We start from the raw sequence: 13,738 nt of genomic DNA, 5'->3' as shown, positions 1-13,738 counted from the left end.
GCGCGGAAACACCACGGAAACACTCTTTTCTGCGATCCTCTCGGCAACGCTCATCCGCTCGAGGAGGAACCCATGCGCGTGTCCGTGCCGACCGAGATCAAGAACAACGAGAACCGCGTCGCCATGACGCCCGCGGGGGTCGATTCGCTCGTCCATCGTGGTCACGAGGTCTTCGTGCAGGCGGGCGCGGGTGAGGGCAGCGGCTTCTCCGACGAGCAGTACCGCGCGGCCGGGGCCGAGATCGTCGACACCGCCGAAGAGACCTGGGCGCGCGCCGAACTGCTGATGAAGGTCAAAGAGCCCATCGCATCCGAGTACGGATTCCTGCGCCGCGACCTCACGCTTTTCACGTACCTGCACCTCGCGGCCGACCGGCCGCTGACCGACGCCCTCATGGCCGCCGGCACCACGGCCGTGGCTTACGAGACGGTGCAGACCGCCGACCGCGCGCTGCCGCTCCTGGCGCCGATGAGCGAGGTCGCCGGGCGCCTCTCGATCATTGAGGGCGCGCATCACCTGCTGCGCGCCTCGGGCGGGCGCGGGCTGCTCCCCGGCGGCGTCCCCGGCACCCCGCGGGCGAAGGTCGTCGTGATCGGCGGCGGGGTCGCGGGCGAGCACGCCGCGGCCAACGCCCTCGGACTCGGCGCCCGCGTCACGGTGGTCGACATCTCGTTGCCCAAGCTCCGCCAGATCGAGGAGCGCTTCGGCGGCGCGATCGAGACCCGCGCGTCCACCCGTCTCGAGATCGCCGAACAGCTCGCTGACGCCGACCTCGTGATCGGATCGGTGCTCATTCCCGGCGCCGCGGCTCCCAAGCTCGTCACCGACGACATGGTCGCCGCGATGAAGCCGGGCTCGGTGCTCGTCGACATCGCGATCGACCAGGGCGGCTGCTTCGAGGGCTCCCGCCCGACCACCCACGACGCGCCCACGTTCCGCGTGCACGAGGCGCTGTACTACTGCGTGGCGAACATGCCCGGCGCGGTGCCGCACACCTCGACCCGCGCGCTGTCGAACGCCACCCTCCCGTACATCACGCGCATCGCGGACCAGGGCTGGGAGGCCGCGGCATCCGCCGATCCCGCCCTCGCCAAGGGCCTGAACGTGCGCGCCGGCGTGGTCGTGAACGAGGGCGTCCGCGCCGCCTTCGACCTCTGAGTCGGTGGGAGTGCGGACGCCGGGCCGTCAGCCGCGCACCCAGGCGTAGGTGATCTCGGGGCGGCCCTGTCCGCCGTAGCGCGGCACACGGCGGACGCGACCCACGTCGGCGAGGTGCTCGAGATAGCGGCGGGCGGTCACGCGCGACATGCCCTCGCTCTCACCGACCTCGGTCGACGACACCGCGCCCGCGGCGGTGCGCACCCGCTCGGCGACGGCCTGCAGCGTCTCGTCGCTGAGGCCCTTCGGCAGCCCCGGAGCGGTCACGGTGCGCAGCGACCCGAGCAGGGCGTCGACCTCCGACTGGGTCGCGTCACCCGCCGCGCGGTCCAGACCCTCGACGTAGGAACGGTACGCTTCCAGCCGCTCCCGGAACGCCGCGAACGCGAACGGCTTGATCAGGTACTGCACGACCCCGATCGACACGGCCGCCCGCACGGTCGCGGCGTCGCGCACGGCCGTCACGGCGATGATGTCGACGCGCGATCCGGTGGCGCGCAGTCGGCGTGCCACGTCGAGACCCGAGCCGTCGGGCATCGTCATGTCGAGCAGGACGAGATCGATCCGCCGGTCGGGATCGACCAGCGCGGTGACCGCGGCGCGCGCCCCCGCGGCCTGCCCCACGACCTCGAAGCCCGGCACCCGCTCGACGTACGCGCTGTGGAGTTCGAGGGCGAGGGCGTCGTCGTCGACGACCAGCACGCGGATCACGAGACCACCGCCTCGGCGACGGCGGGAAGGAAGACGCGGACGGTGGTGGGGTCCGCCACGACCTGCAGGGTTCCGCCGTGGGCGGCGACGATATCGCGGACGAGGGCGAGGCCCACGCCCCGGCCGCCGGGGGCGTGCGCCGGCTTGGTCGACGCCCCGAAGGCGAACGGGTCGGGCAGCGACGGGTCGAAACCGGCCCCGCTGTCCGAGACGTCGAGCACCACGTCGCCACCGCCTTCACGCAGGGTCGCGCGCACCCATCGGGGTTCGGCGCCGGCCGCTGCGGCATCCAGGGCGTTGTCGACGAGGTTTCCCACCACGGTGACCGCCTCGGCCGCGGCGAGGGGGAGTGCGGGCGTGGGCTCGGCGACGTCGAGGTCGAGGCGCACTCCGCGCTCGGACGCCTCGTCGAGCTTGCCGAGCAGGAGGGCGACGACCACGGCGTCGTCATCGTCCGAGACGAGGCGATCGGCGAGCTCCTGCCGTTCGCCGGTCGAGGCCACGATCAGACGGCGGGCCTCGTCAATGCGTCCGAGTTCGAGCAGCGCCAGCAGGGCGTGCAGCCGGTTGCCGTGCTCGTGGGTCTGGGAACGGAGGGTGTCGCTGAGGGTCCGGACCCCCTCGAGCTCACCGAGTAGCGCCTGCAGCTCCGAGCGGTCGCGCAGCGTCATGACCCGGCCGCGCTCGGGCGCGCGACGCCCCGCGAGATCACGCGCTTCCTCCTGGTTGACCAGCAGCACCCGCTCTCCGTTCACGACGGTCTCCTCGACCATGCGCCGACCGCTCGCGATGGCCTCGGCGAGGCCGGCGTCCATGTCGACTTCGCGCGGATCGAGTGAGACCTGCCCGCTGGACGCGGGCGGAAGGCCCAGAAGGTCGGCGGCTTCGTCGTTGTAGAGGACGATGCGTCCGGAGCGATCGGTGACGACGAGACCCTCGCGGAGCGAGTGCAGCACCGTCTCGTAGCTCTCGACGAGGCGCGACAGTTCGGCGGGCGTGTACGAACCGGTCACGCGTCGGGCACTGCGGCGGACGTAGAGGGCGCCGAGTACCCCCATCCCGACGATGGCGGCGGATGCCAGCACGATCAGCGGTGCGCGAGCGGCGAGGTCCTGCTGCACGGCGCCGAGCGTGACCCCGACGGCGACGAGGCCCACGATGTCGCCGTTCTCGTCGCCACCGTCGCGGATGGGGACGATGGTGCGCACCGAGGGACCGAGAGTGCCCTCGTAGACCTCGGTGAAGGTCTGCCCGGCGAGGGCCTCGGCCCGCGAACCGATGTACTGCTCGCCGATCTCGGACCGGTTGCGGTGGGTGAGGCGGATGCCGTCGGGGGTCATGATCGTGACGAACGACAGGTCGGCGTCGGGGAGGATCTGCTCGACCATCGGCTGCAGCGCACCGGAGTCGCGCTGCACCACGAGAGCGGCCACGTCGGGCTCGTGCGCCAACGTCTCGGCCACCGAACGCGTGACCTTCTCGGCCTCGCGCTGGCCGGAGTCGCTCAGCTGCACCGATAACAACGCCGCCAGGACGCCGGCGACCAGGATCACGACACCGAGGGACACCAACGCCAGGCGTCCACCCACGCTCAGTCTCATCACCCCGCCCTTCGTCGCGCTTGCCGTGAACAATACGACCACAAATCGCCCGCTCGTCCCGCGTCGATCAAAGTCATGACATCAACCGGCGCCCCCGCCGGACTCAACGAAGGCGTTAGAAAAGGGGAAGTCGCTCATGGCACTCTCACTCCGCACCACACGCGACGGCCGGCCTCGCAAGAAGATCGACCGCAATCACTGGCTCTACATCTCCGTCATCGTCGCGGTCGTCGCCGGTGTCATCGTGGGCCTCGTCGCCCCGCAGTTCGCCACGGCCCTCGAGCCGGTCGGGAAGGGCTTCGTCAGCCTCATCAAGATGATGATCGCCCCGGTCATCTTCTGCACGATCGTCGTGGGCATCGGCTCGATCGCGAAGGCCTCCACGGTCGGCAAGATCGGTGGCCTGGCGATGGTCTACTTCCTGGTCATGTCGTCGTTCGCCCTGATCATCGGCCTCGTCGTCGGCAACATCATCCACCCGGGCGAGGGCCTGAACATCGCCGGCGCTCAGTACGACGCACCCGCCGCCGAGGCGACCTCGACCCAGGAGTTCATCCTGGGCATCATCCCCACCACGTTCTTCTCGGCGTTCACCGGTGGCAGCATCCTCCAGGTGCTGTTCATCGCCCTTCTCGTCGGCTTCGCGCTGCAGGGCATGGGCGAGCGCGGGGCGCGCATGGTCGAGGGCATCCGCAACTTCCAGGTGCTCGTCTTCCGCATCCTCGGCATGATCCTCTGGCTCGCGCCGATCGGTGCCTTCGGTGCCATCGCCGCGGTCGTCGGCAAGACCGGTTTCCAGGCCGTTATCAGCCTCGGCATCCTGATGGGCGCCTTCTACCTCACGTGCTTCCTCTTCATCGCGGTGGTGCTCGGCACGCTCCTGTACGTCGTGACACGCGTCAACATCTTCACGCTGATGAAATACCTGGGCCGCGAGTACCTGCTGATCGTCGGCACCTCGTCGTCCGAGGCCGCTCTTCCCCGCCTCATCGCCAAGATGGAGCACCTGGGTGTCTCGAAGCCGGTCGTCGGCATCACGGTCCCGACGGGCTACTCGTTCAACCTCGACGGCACCGCGATCTACCTGACGATGGCTTCGCTCTTCATCGCCACCGCGATGGGCTCGCCCATGTCGATCGGTGAGCAGATCGGCCTCATGATCTTCATGATCATCGCGTCGAAGGGTGCCGCCGGTGTCACCGGTGCCGGCCTCGCCACCCTCGCCGGTGGTCTGTCGGCCTACCGCCCCGACCTGGTCGACGGCGTCGGCGTCATCGTCGGCATCGACCGCTTCATGTCCGAGGCCCGCGCCGTCACCAACTTCACCGGCAACGCGGTGGCCACGATGCTCATCGGCGTCTGGACCAAGGAGTACGACGGACAGCGCGTCCGCGAGGTGCTCGCCGGCAACATCCCGTTCGACGAGACGATCCTCACCGGTCACGACCACTCGGCGACTCCGGCGGCGGATGCCAAGGAGCAGGCGTCCGCCGAGGTCGGCGCGGGCCCCGCGGCCACCGTCGATACGCAGTCGCTCGACGCCTTCCGTGCTCAGGCCGAGGCGGAGGCCGCGGCGCGGGGTCGCTCGTGACTCTGACGCACCACACCCCGGCGGGGGCGGCTTCGGCCGCCCCCGCCCCGGCGCGTGTCGACCTCGCGCGCACCTGGATGCTGCGCTCGCCGCTGGCGGGCGGGCTCGAGACCGCGGCCGACGTGCTCGTGCTCGATCTCGAGGACGGGCTCCCCGCCGGTCGGAAGGACGAGGGCCGCGAGCGGGTGCGCCGCGCGGCAGCCGAGGAGCCGGTTTGGATGCGTATCAGCGCCGCGGGAACCCGCGACGGAGAGGCCGACCTCGCCCTCGGCCGAGAGCTCGACGATCGCCTCGCCGGTGTCGTGCTGGCCATGTGCGCCGGTCCCGACGACGTGGCCCATGTCGCGGCATCCCTCCCCTCCGGCACCTCGATCGTCGCGATGGTCGAGTCGGCCGCGGCGCTCCTGGCCGCGCCCGCCATCGCCGCCCACCCCGCGACTCGTCGCCTGGCCTTCGGAACCGGCGACTTCCGGCGCGACACGGGCATGGCGGCCGACCGCATCGCGTTGTCGTGGCCGCGGGCGCAACTCGTGGTGGCGTCGGCCGCGGCGGGGATCGCCGGGCCGATCGACGGCCCGTGCGGGCCGATCGAGCAGGCCAAGGATGCCGCGGTGCACGCGGTCGCGATGGGATTCACCGGCACGCTCGCTCTTCGGGATGCTGCCGTCCCCGGCGCTCACGCGGGTTTCACCCCCGCTCCCGCCGACGTCGACGCCGCCCGGGCGCTGCTCTCCACGACGCCCGAGGGGCCGGTCGACGGGTCGTACGCCCCTACGTTGGCCCGGGCGCGGGCGCTCATCGAGCGCGCCGAGGCGCTCGCGGCTCTCTGACGGACATGCGGGACACTCCCGCGGTCAGCCCCGCCGGAACCACCGCCGACGCCGCGCCGGCGCGGCCACCGCGGCCGCTTCCAGACGTGCCCTCCGCCGCTCGATCCACGCCGCCACCTGGGCATCCACGTCGACCGTCGGGGTCACGACGGGCGGGCCGCCCTGGAGCTGCCGCCGCGCTTCGATCACGCGGCGGTTGAAGTCTTCGACCGCCTCACGCACCTCGGGTTCGTGTGCGATGGCATCCAGCCGCTCGGCCATCTCGGCGTGCTCGACCCGCAGGGTCAGAGCGGGTGGTCCCAGGCCGGTCAGTTGCTCGGTCTCGATCTTGCGACGGATCCACCAGTCCGGGTCGTGGGAGCCGCCCAGATCGGGGAGAGGCTTGCCCGCGCCCGGAAGGTTGTCGAACTCGCCACGTCGGATGGCCTGCTGGATCGAGGTCTCGACGAAAGCGGCGCGCTCCGCGGCGGTCGAGCCCCGCGCGGGACCCTCGGCCTCGGCGGGCTCCGGCTCGAGGCCGGCGTCGCGGAGCTGCCGGTCCAGGCGGTAGCGCTCGGCGGCCTGGCGGGCGTCGTCGCTCACGCCGCCTCCCGCCCCTCACGCTCCAACCGCGCCAGTCGCTGCCGCGCCATGTCCTGGGCCCGCGGGCCGGAGCCGAGGGCCCGTTCCGTCACCCGCAGGATCACGCGCGTCAGGGTCAGGACGGGGAGGGGCCAGCGCCGCACGCCGAGCATCTTCCGATACCGGCGGGGGATGGTCGCCACCGCCGCGGCGAACAGCACGCGGTACGACAGGCCCATGAGGCCGGGGAACGGCGGCTTGCGCAGGAAGCGCACGACGTCGGCGACGCGCTCGTCGCCGCGCAACTCGCCACGGTCGGCGAAGCCGTCGATCTCGGCGCGCAGGGCGGCATGAGTCAGGGGCGGATCCACGACCCGCATGAGGCGGCCGGCCGTCGCCCAGTCGGCGACGTACGCGTCGGGCCCGCCGGGGATGGGCAGGCGCGACACCTCGTGCCCCGCCAAGAACGCGTCGGTGAAGGCGAGGTGCACCCATCGCACGAGATCCGCCGCCTCAGCGGTGTAGGCGCGTTCCGAACCGTCGCCGGCCCGGTACTCGCCCTTCACACGTCGGTGGAATCGGCCGACGCGCGCGGTTTCGGCATCCGCCTGGGTCTTCGATCCGTACGTCAGGGTGATGACCCACCGGACGGTTCCGGTGAGGCGCCCGATCGGATCCTCGCGATACCGCGACCAGTCGTGCACGCCCGCCAGGGCGCCGGGGTGCAGTGCCTGCAGGAGCAGGGCCCGGATGCCGGCTACCAGGGTCCCCATTCCAGCGTGCACGGTCCACGCGGGGCCGTTCTCGACGAAGTATCCGGTGTCGTCGCCGTCGGCGATGGCGCGCACGTAGGGCGCCATGCCGGTGGGATCTCCCGCCAGGGCGACGAGGATCTTCCCGCGCAGCGACTGGATCCAGCCGGGCACGGGTCTCGAAGCGTCGATCGTCACCCCTCCAGCGTGCCACCGTCCGAGCGGGCGGGCTCCGCTGGCGGGATCAGTGTCCCTCGTGCGAGATGACGGGGACCGTTCCGTCGTCGCGGAGGAGGACGGCGTTCTGCGTCGCTCCCAGAGCGGGGGTGACCACGACGGCGATGACGGCGGCCGCCACCAGCAGGCCGACGACGCTCATCGGTTGAGCGGTGCGCGGCGCACTCGCATCCCGGGCGGTGCGGCGCAGGTGCAGGGCCGCCGAGGCGCCCACGACGACGAGCAGGAGGGATGCCGCGGCGACGCCGACGACGCTCGTGTGAGCGGGCGCGGCGAACATCAGGGTTGCCGTGAGGGCGAGGGCGCCGAGCGCTCCCGCGAGGGCCGTCCGCGGAACGACGAGTCGTCCCGTAGACAGGGTGGCCGCGCCCCACGCGAGTGAGGCGAGACCGAGGATCACCATCCCGATCCCGAGGCCGCTCGCGACGGCCCCGGAATCGGGACGGATGATCGCACCCGCGCCGAGGGCGGCGGTGGTGAGGCCGGCCCCCCAGGCGGATACGGAGGGCCACGACCGCACGAAGGTCGCGGCGGTCATCGTCAGACCGCCGCGGTGCGGGGCACGTTGCGCTCGGTGCCGAGACCGACACCCAGCAGCACGACGGCGCTGGCGAGGTGCAGGAAGTGGTCGGGCGTGTTCAGCGCGAGGATGTTGGCCCCCGTGCCGACGAGAAAGAAGCCCACGATGCCGAGGAGCAGGTAGACGGCTCCGACGGTCGTGTTGACGCCCTTGGCGGCACGCGCGTTGGCGAGACCCGAGACGAGCAGCGCGGCACCGATCAGGAGGTGCGCGATGTTGTGGAGCGGGTTGACCTCGAAGATGCCGAGGAGCAGACCGCCCTGCGTGGCGATGAAACCGACGCCGCCGGTGACGGCGAAGCCGAGCAGACCGACCAGAAGGTAGACAGCGCCGAAGACGGTGGCCACGAGACGGTTGGGTGACGAGCTCATGATGAACCTCCCAGATTGTTGGCAGCGACCGTCCGGTCGCTTCACCACATCTTCGGAGACAATGCTCAATTCGGATTGGGCTTTGCGCCCGCCGGTGTTTCTCCGGTATGCATCCGGAAACGACAGAAGGCCCCCGAGTACTCTCCGAGGCCCTCCGCAACGGATCCGACCATACGGATCGCGGGCAGAGGGTGTGAGGGGATTGCATTTCCCGCGCTGTTCACCTATCCCCGCATCTGCCACACTCTCGCCATGCGTTTCGATACGACCCTGTCGCAGATGGGCAACAACACCGGGATCGAGGTCCCCGCCGAGGTGCTCGACGCCCTCGGGGGCGGAAAGCGCGCCGCGGTGGTCGTCGAGGTGAACGGCTTCACATACCGCAGCACGATCGGCTCGATGGGCGGTAAGTCGCTGATCCCCTTCTCGTCCGACAAACGGGCGAGCACCGGTCTGTCCGGAGGGGATGCCATCTCCGTTGACCTCACCCTCGACACCGCGCCCCGCTCGGTCGAGGTGCCCGAGGACCTTGCCGCAGCCCTCGCCGCGGCCGGTGCGCGCGATGCCTTCGACGCCCTCTCGCCGAGCGCGCGCAAGGCGCACGTGACCAACGTCGACGCGGCGAAGGCGACCGACACTCGATCACGCCGTATCGACGCGATCGTCGCGAAGCTGTCCTGAGCGATTGACGCTCCCCGGGAGATAGCCTGGACGGGGAGGTCACGTGGGGCGCACGAAAGAGGCCATCGCCGAGGGACTGTCGATCGCGACAGCCGCGGCGCGGCTCGCCGTGCGCAACCGCATCCTCGTCGACACGATCGCCCGCGGCGGCCAGTTCGATGGCGAGGTCTTCGCCGAGCTGGCGCGCGAGACGCTGCGCTCCCTCGCCGACGAGCAGGACCAGGCCGCCGAGCGCGTGACCCACCAGCGTAAACGCGCGTGGGGGCGGTTCTCGGATTCGTCCGGCACCCACGACTACCGTGACCGCGACACGCGCAACCTCCGCCGTCGCGCGAAGCAGTCCCGCGGCGTCGCGAAGGAACTGCGCGCGCTCGCCGACGACCCCGAACGGGTCAAGGTGCTGGTCGGCGATGCGCGGATCGCCGCGTGGGGCGATGTCGAGGCGAACCTCAGCCAACGACTCGACGTCGAGGGAATGACGGCGGATGCCGATCCCGAGTACGCCCAGATGCGCAAGGCGCGGATGGACGCCCTGCGCATGGTCGATCTGGCCCGCCTCGCCTCGCAGGCGAAGCGTCGGGCGAAGGAACGGGCCGCCGCCGACGAAGCGGAGGAGCCGAGCGACGCACCGGATGCGGGCAAGAGCGGCAAGAAGAAGAAGTCCGCCGCGCGCTGACCCGTCGCTGGGCCAGTTCGTCGTACTCTCCCACCGGCATCCGGGCAGAGAAAAAGCCCCGGCGGAGTTTCCTCACGCCGGGGCTTTTCGTACTGTCTCAACACAGTGTGCGCCCGAAGGGACTCGAACCCCTAACCTTCTGATCCGTAGTCAGATGCTCTATCCATTGAGCTACGGGCGCAGGGCCTCCGCGCGAAACGGCGCGCAGGCCGTGGTCCAGCATAGCCGGGACGATGGGAGACGTCTAATCGGCTCGGAACGGCGTGCATCCCGGGCGTGGCGCGTCGGTGACGGGAGGGTGTCGCGCCGGGGTGGGGACGTACGCTGGCGGGATGAGCGCATACACCTCCGCGTTCGAGCTGTTCTCCATCGGGATCGGACCCTCGAGCTCCCACACCGTCGGCCCCATGAAGGCCGCCCTCCAGTTCGTCGCGCGACTCGAGGACGACGGTGTCCTCGAGCGGGTGGCATCCGTTTCGTGCGCCCTGTACGGCTCCCTCGGAGCGACCGGCATCGGCCACGGCACCCCCGACGCGGTCGTGGCGGGCCTGCAGGGCCTCGACCCCGAGACCGTGGATCCGGATGCCGTGCGGCGGGCGTGGTCCGACTGGCCCGAGGGGCGGAGCCTCGCTCTCGCGGGTTGACACGAGATCCCGTTCGCGAAGGCCGACATCGCGCTCGAGCCGCGCACGCGCCTGCCCGGCCACCCGAACGCGATGACGCTCGTCGCGCGCGACAGCGAGGGGTCCGTGATCGCGGAGGACACGTTCTATTCGATCGGCGGGGGATTCATCCGGCGAGAAGGAGAGCCCGCGCGCGTGGCGGCGGCGCCGGTTCCTCTCGACTTCGATGACGCGGCGACCCTGATCGAGCTGTGCGACGAGCGCGGCATCACGATCGCCGAGGCCGCACGGCTGAACGAGGCGGCCCTGCGCTCCGACGAAGAGATCGCGGCGGGCTTGGATCGCATCTGGGATGCCATGGCGGCGTGCGTGAACGCCGGACTCGAGAACGACGGCGTGCTGCCCGGCATCCTGAAGGTGAAGCGACGGGCCGCGGTCATCCGAGGGCAGCTGGACGCCATCGAAGCCGAGGGGCACCGCGAGCTCCCGGGGGAGTGGCTCGGGGCGTTCGCGCTCGCCGTCAACGAGGAGAATGCCGCCGGCGGTCGTGTCGTCACCGCCCCCACGAACGGTGCCGCGGGGATCCTCCCCGCGGTCGCCATGTACTGGTGGCGCTTCCTGGCTGACTCGGGTCTCGGAGCCGGCAACGCCGTCACGCCCTACGGCGAGCTCGTCGGAAGCGCCCTGCTCGGCTACGACGGTCACGCGGTGACGCGCGGCGAGGTTGCGCAGTGGGACGACGGCGACGTGGCCGAGGCGAACCGCCGACGCGGCATCCGCCGGTTCCTCCTCACCGCGACGGCTCTCGGCTCGCTCTTCAAAGCGAATGCGTCGATCTCGGGCGCCGAGGGCGGCTGCCAGGCAGAGGTGGGGTCCGCGTGCGCGATGGCCGCCGGCGGTCTGACCGCGGTCATGGGTGGGACCAATCGGCAGATCGAGAACGCCGCCGAGATCGCCATGGAACACCACCTCGGTCTCACGTGCGACCCCGTCGGTGGGCTCGTGCAGATCCCCTGCATCGAGCGGAACGCGATCGCGGCGTCGACCGCGGTGACGGCGGCCCGACTCGCCCTGCGCGGCGACGGTTCCCACTACGTCTCGCTGGACGCCGTCGTCGAGACGATGCGTCAGACGGGGATCGACATGTCGACGAAGTACAAGGAGACCAGCGAGGGCGGTCTCGCGGTGAACGTCATCGAGTGCTGAGGGCACCCGACGATCAGTCCTGCGCGCGCAGCTTCGCGGTGAGGGAGTGCAGCTGAGCGAGCTCGTCGTCGTCGAGCCGGGCCATGCGCTCGGCGATCGACCGGCCGTGCGCGGCGGCGATACGGCGGAACGTCACAGCGCCGTTCTCGGTGGCCGTGACGAGAGAGCCGCGGCCGTCTTCGGGGTCGGCGCACTTGGTCAGCAGGCCCCGTGACACCATGCGCTCGACCAGGCGCGACACGCTCGGCTGGCTGATGAGCATGTTGCCCGTGACGTCGCGCAGGCGGGCCGTCATGCGCGGGCCGCGCGTGACGGTGAGCAGCACGTCGTACTCCGCCTGGGTCAGCTCGGTGCTGTCGAAATCCGACCGGATGTCTTCGAAGACCTCGTGCTGGGCGCGGAAGAGGCTCTCCCAGGCCTGCACGGCGAGACGGCGATCGGTCATAGGTTCAGCGTAGGGCCGAGGGGGACGGGTGTGCCGCACCCCTGGGCAAGAGTAAGGGCCGGTCGGAGAGGCTTCCGACCGGCCCTTGTCCCTGCACCAAGAGTGTCCTGCAATCACATGTCGGTAGCTGCCACAGCAAAACAACTACCGTGCGAGCACTCTATAACGGTGAGGTAACGGAGGGGAAGAGCTCGCCGTTATATTTTCGTGATCGATTTTCCGAGGGTTCGCCGCGTCACCGCAGAGAGATCTTGGGGCTGCGGAACGTGTAGACGATCCAGTGGGTGAAACGGGTGTCGATCGTCCCCGTCGACCAGCGATAGTCGTACCCGTTCGAGCACGCGAAGTCGCTGTAGGACGAGATCGCGTAGACCGCCGGGTAGGCGAGACGGACATCGAGATCGGTCCAGATGGGCAGGCCGGACTGCGGAAGATCGTGGCACTGTGACCAGCCCGGTCGTCCGGTGGAGGGGTCGGGCCCCTGGATGAGCACAGACGTGACCACGTCGCCGCGGCGATGCATGAGCGTCGACAGGCGAACGGTGACCTGATGATGTGCGGCGAGATCCGACGTGTCGACGGTCGGCGGGGGAGAGGGCGGGATGCCGTCGCTGGCGGCGTTCGCGGGTACGGCGCCGAGGGCCAGGGCGGCGACGGTCGCCGCCGCGATAACGAGCGCGCGGATCGGGTGGGGGGATTGGATCATGGGGTGAACCTCCTTGTCAGACGAATGTCTAGCGAAGAGGTCCGGAGCCCGCCAGCCCGCTCGACGAGTGTTCACCAGACGATCGTCTGACGGGTTCCGACCCGTCATGCGACTGCGGTGGAGCGACGCCGTCGAGGCTCGGATGATCGACGGCGGGACGAAAGCCGCCCCGAGTCCTCCCGAAGGGTTCACCATGCACATCTCCCACATCCCCCACCCCTCGCACGCCCTCACCCGCGGTCGTGCGCTTCTCCTGCTGTCCGTCGCCGCGGTCGCCGCGGTGTTCATCGCCTTCGGCGTGCCCGGCACCCCCGCTTCCGCGCACACCCCCACGGCTCAGGACCGCGTCGTCGCCTCGATCGACCGCGGGACGGTGGCCGCCGACATCGACTCCGGTCGTTTGTCGTCCTCGACCATCCAGCAGGTCGCCGCCTCGGGCCTGAACGTCTCGGGCGTGCACCTCGACCCGTGGGTCGACCTCTCGCCCGAGTCCTCCGCGAAAGCCGCCGACCTGGCCGCGCATGACGCGTCCGTGCGCCAGGTGGCAGACGGCCTGCGGGCCAGCGCGGCGCAGCAGAGTTCGGTTCCCGACCCCGCTCAGGCGGACCACTGGTGGAACTTCTTCCGCAACCACGAGTACTACATCTCGGGCGTGGTGGTGAAGACCATCGTGACGGTCGGCGCCGGCGCCTATCTCGCAGCGGTCTGCATCACCCTCGACCTGTCGAAGCTGTCGTGCGCCGCCCTCGGTCTGGTGGTCGCGGGAGCGGCGGAGTTCATCAAGGACGGAGGATGCGGGCAGGGGTACTACTTCGACTTCCCCGAGGTGTGGAAGTCTCACTGCGCGTGACCTGACTCCTCGCGTGACGGCGCGAGGGCGAGCGGCTCTCCGGATCCCCCCTCCGGAGGGCCGTTCCCGCGCCCCGAGTCGCAGCATCGCCCTACGATCGTCTGGTGGACTCACCGCGCGTTGCGACCTCGTCGCCTCTCCGGTGCGAATGAGGGGTGG

At 70.5% G+C, this 13,738-nt stretch carries 14 protein-coding genes, 1 tRNA gene and 1 pseudogene; 7 read left to right on the top strand and 9 right to left on the bottom strand.

What is annotated here, in order from left to right; all coding sequences use genetic code 11:
- Positions 1–72: 72 nt before the first annotated feature.
- On the top strand, positions 73–1,158 hold the full coding sequence (gene ald, locus OVA26_RS15575) for an alanine dehydrogenase (protein WP_268104764.1): 1,086 nt from the start codon (positions 73–75) through the stop codon (positions 1,156–1,158).
- A gap of 27 nt (positions 1,159–1,185) precedes the next feature.
- On the opposite strand, the gene OVA26_RS15570 is transcribed toward ald, so the two are convergent.
- Both OVA26_RS15570 and OVA26_RS15565 read right to left on the bottom strand, forming a co-directional pair.
- Positions 1,186–1,869 carry a response regulator gene (locus OVA26_RS15570; RefSeq protein ID WP_268104763.1) on the bottom strand — a complete coding sequence of 228 codons (684 nt, stop codon included), beginning with the start codon at positions 1,867–1,869 and terminating at the stop codon, positions 1,186–1,188.
- A complete protein-coding gene (locus OVA26_RS15565; RefSeq protein ID WP_268104762.1) occupies positions 1,866–3,470 on the bottom strand; it encodes an ATP-binding protein in 1,605 nt (534 codons plus the stop codon). The genes OVA26_RS15570 and OVA26_RS15565 overlap by 4 nt, the downstream gene beginning before the upstream one ends.
- Positions 3,471–3,606: 136 nt before the next feature.
- Here OVA26_RS15565 and OVA26_RS15560 point away from each other — a divergent pair, with 136 nt between their 5' ends.
- Both OVA26_RS15560 and OVA26_RS15555 read left to right on the top strand, forming a co-directional pair.
- The gene (locus OVA26_RS15560; RefSeq protein ID WP_268104761.1) at positions 3,607–5,061 is read left to right on the top strand and encodes a cation:dicarboxylate symporter family transporter; all 1,455 of its coding nucleotides are present in this window, start codon (positions 3,607–3,609) and stop codon (positions 5,059–5,061) included.
- Complete coding sequence (locus tag OVA26_RS15555; protein ID WP_268104760.1) at positions 5,058–5,891, top strand: HpcH/HpaI aldolase/citrate lyase family protein; 834 nt, start codon at positions 5,058–5,060, stop codon at positions 5,889–5,891. Before OVA26_RS15560 ends, OVA26_RS15555 begins: the two co-directional genes overlap by 4 nt.
- A 24-nt stretch (positions 5,892–5,915) precedes the next feature.
- Here the strand turns inward: OVA26_RS15555 and OVA26_RS15550 are convergent, their stop codons facing one another.
- The 4 genes from OVA26_RS15550 to OVA26_RS15535 all read right to left on the bottom strand — a co-directional run bounded on the left by OVA26_RS15550 (position 5,916) and on the right by OVA26_RS15535 (position 8,392).
- Positions 5,916–6,473 (bottom strand): J-domain-containing protein, encoded by a 558-nt coding sequence (locus OVA26_RS15550; RefSeq protein WP_268104759.1) that lies wholly within the window; start codon positions 6,471–6,473, stop codon positions 5,916–5,918.
- Complete coding sequence (locus OVA26_RS15545) at positions 6,470–7,312, bottom strand: oxygenase MpaB family protein (protein ID WP_442786077.1); 843 nt, start codon at positions 7,310–7,312, stop codon at positions 6,470–6,472. Before OVA26_RS15545 ends, OVA26_RS15550 begins: the two co-directional genes overlap by 4 nt.
- Before the next feature lie 136 nt (positions 7,313–7,448).
- Positions 7,449–7,979: a hypothetical protein gene (locus OVA26_RS15540; RefSeq protein WP_268104756.1), complete on the bottom strand. Its 531-nt coding sequence runs from the start codon at positions 7,977–7,979 to the stop codon at positions 7,449–7,451.
- A 2-nt stretch (positions 7,980–7,981) separates the two neighbouring features.
- Positions 7,982–8,392: a DUF4383 domain-containing protein gene (locus OVA26_RS15535; protein ID WP_056224073.1), complete on the bottom strand. Its 411-nt coding sequence runs from the start codon at positions 8,390–8,392 to the stop codon at positions 7,982–7,984.
- 252 nt (positions 8,393–8,644) lie between these two features.
- Between OVA26_RS15535 and OVA26_RS15530 the strand changes: the two genes are divergently transcribed.
- Both OVA26_RS15530 and OVA26_RS15525 read left to right on the top strand, forming a co-directional pair.
- The gene (locus OVA26_RS15530; protein ID WP_268104755.1) at positions 8,645–9,073 is read left to right on the top strand and encodes a YdeI/OmpD-associated family protein; all 429 of its coding nucleotides are present in this window, start codon (positions 8,645–8,647) and stop codon (positions 9,071–9,073) included.
- 43 nt (positions 9,074–9,116) lie between these two features.
- A complete protein-coding gene (locus OVA26_RS15525) occupies positions 9,117–9,749 on the top strand; it encodes an asparagine synthase (RefSeq protein ID WP_268104754.1) in 633 nt (210 codons plus the stop codon).
- 108 nt (positions 9,750–9,857) lie between these two features.
- On the opposite strand, the gene OVA26_RS15520 is transcribed toward OVA26_RS15525, so the two are convergent.
- Positions 9,858–9,930, bottom strand: a tRNA-Arg gene (locus OVA26_RS15520).
- Positions 9,931–10,081: 151 nt separating this feature from the next.
- On the opposite strand from OVA26_RS15520, the pseudogene OVA26_RS15510 reads away from it, so the two are divergent.
- A pseudogene (locus OVA26_RS15510) lies at positions 10,082–11,578 on the top strand (L-serine ammonia-lyase, iron-sulfur-dependent, subunit alpha).
- Between the two features lie 13 nt (positions 11,579–11,591).
- On the opposite strand, the gene OVA26_RS15505 reads toward OVA26_RS15510, so the two are convergent.
- Together OVA26_RS15505 and OVA26_RS15500 are read right to left on the bottom strand one after the other, a co-directional pair.
- Positions 11,592–12,023, bottom strand: a complete 432-nt coding sequence (locus tag OVA26_RS15505) for a MarR family winged helix-turn-helix transcriptional regulator (RefSeq protein WP_268104753.1) — start codon at positions 12,021–12,023, stop codon at positions 11,592–11,594.
- 235 nt (positions 12,024–12,258) lie between these two features.
- Entirely contained in the window at positions 12,259–12,729 is a 471-nt protein-coding gene (locus OVA26_RS15500) for a hypothetical protein (protein WP_268104752.1), read from the bottom strand.
- A gap of 193 nt (positions 12,730–12,922) precedes the next feature.
- Between OVA26_RS15500 and OVA26_RS15495 the strand changes: the two genes are divergently transcribed.
- Positions 12,923–13,579 (top strand): hypothetical protein, encoded by a 657-nt coding sequence (locus tag OVA26_RS15495; protein WP_268104751.1) that lies wholly within the window; start codon positions 12,923–12,925, stop codon positions 13,577–13,579.
- Positions 13,580–13,738 lie beyond the last annotated feature (159 nt).

Origin of the sequence: Microbacterium sp. SL62 (assembly GCF_026672635.1) — a bacterium.
Taxonomy (GTDB): Bacteria; Actinomycetota; Actinomycetes; order Actinomycetales; family Microbacteriaceae; genus Microbacterium; species Microbacterium testaceum_A.
Note: the sequence above shows the minus strand (reverse complement) of the source record. Positions and strands in the feature narration are given on the sequence as shown.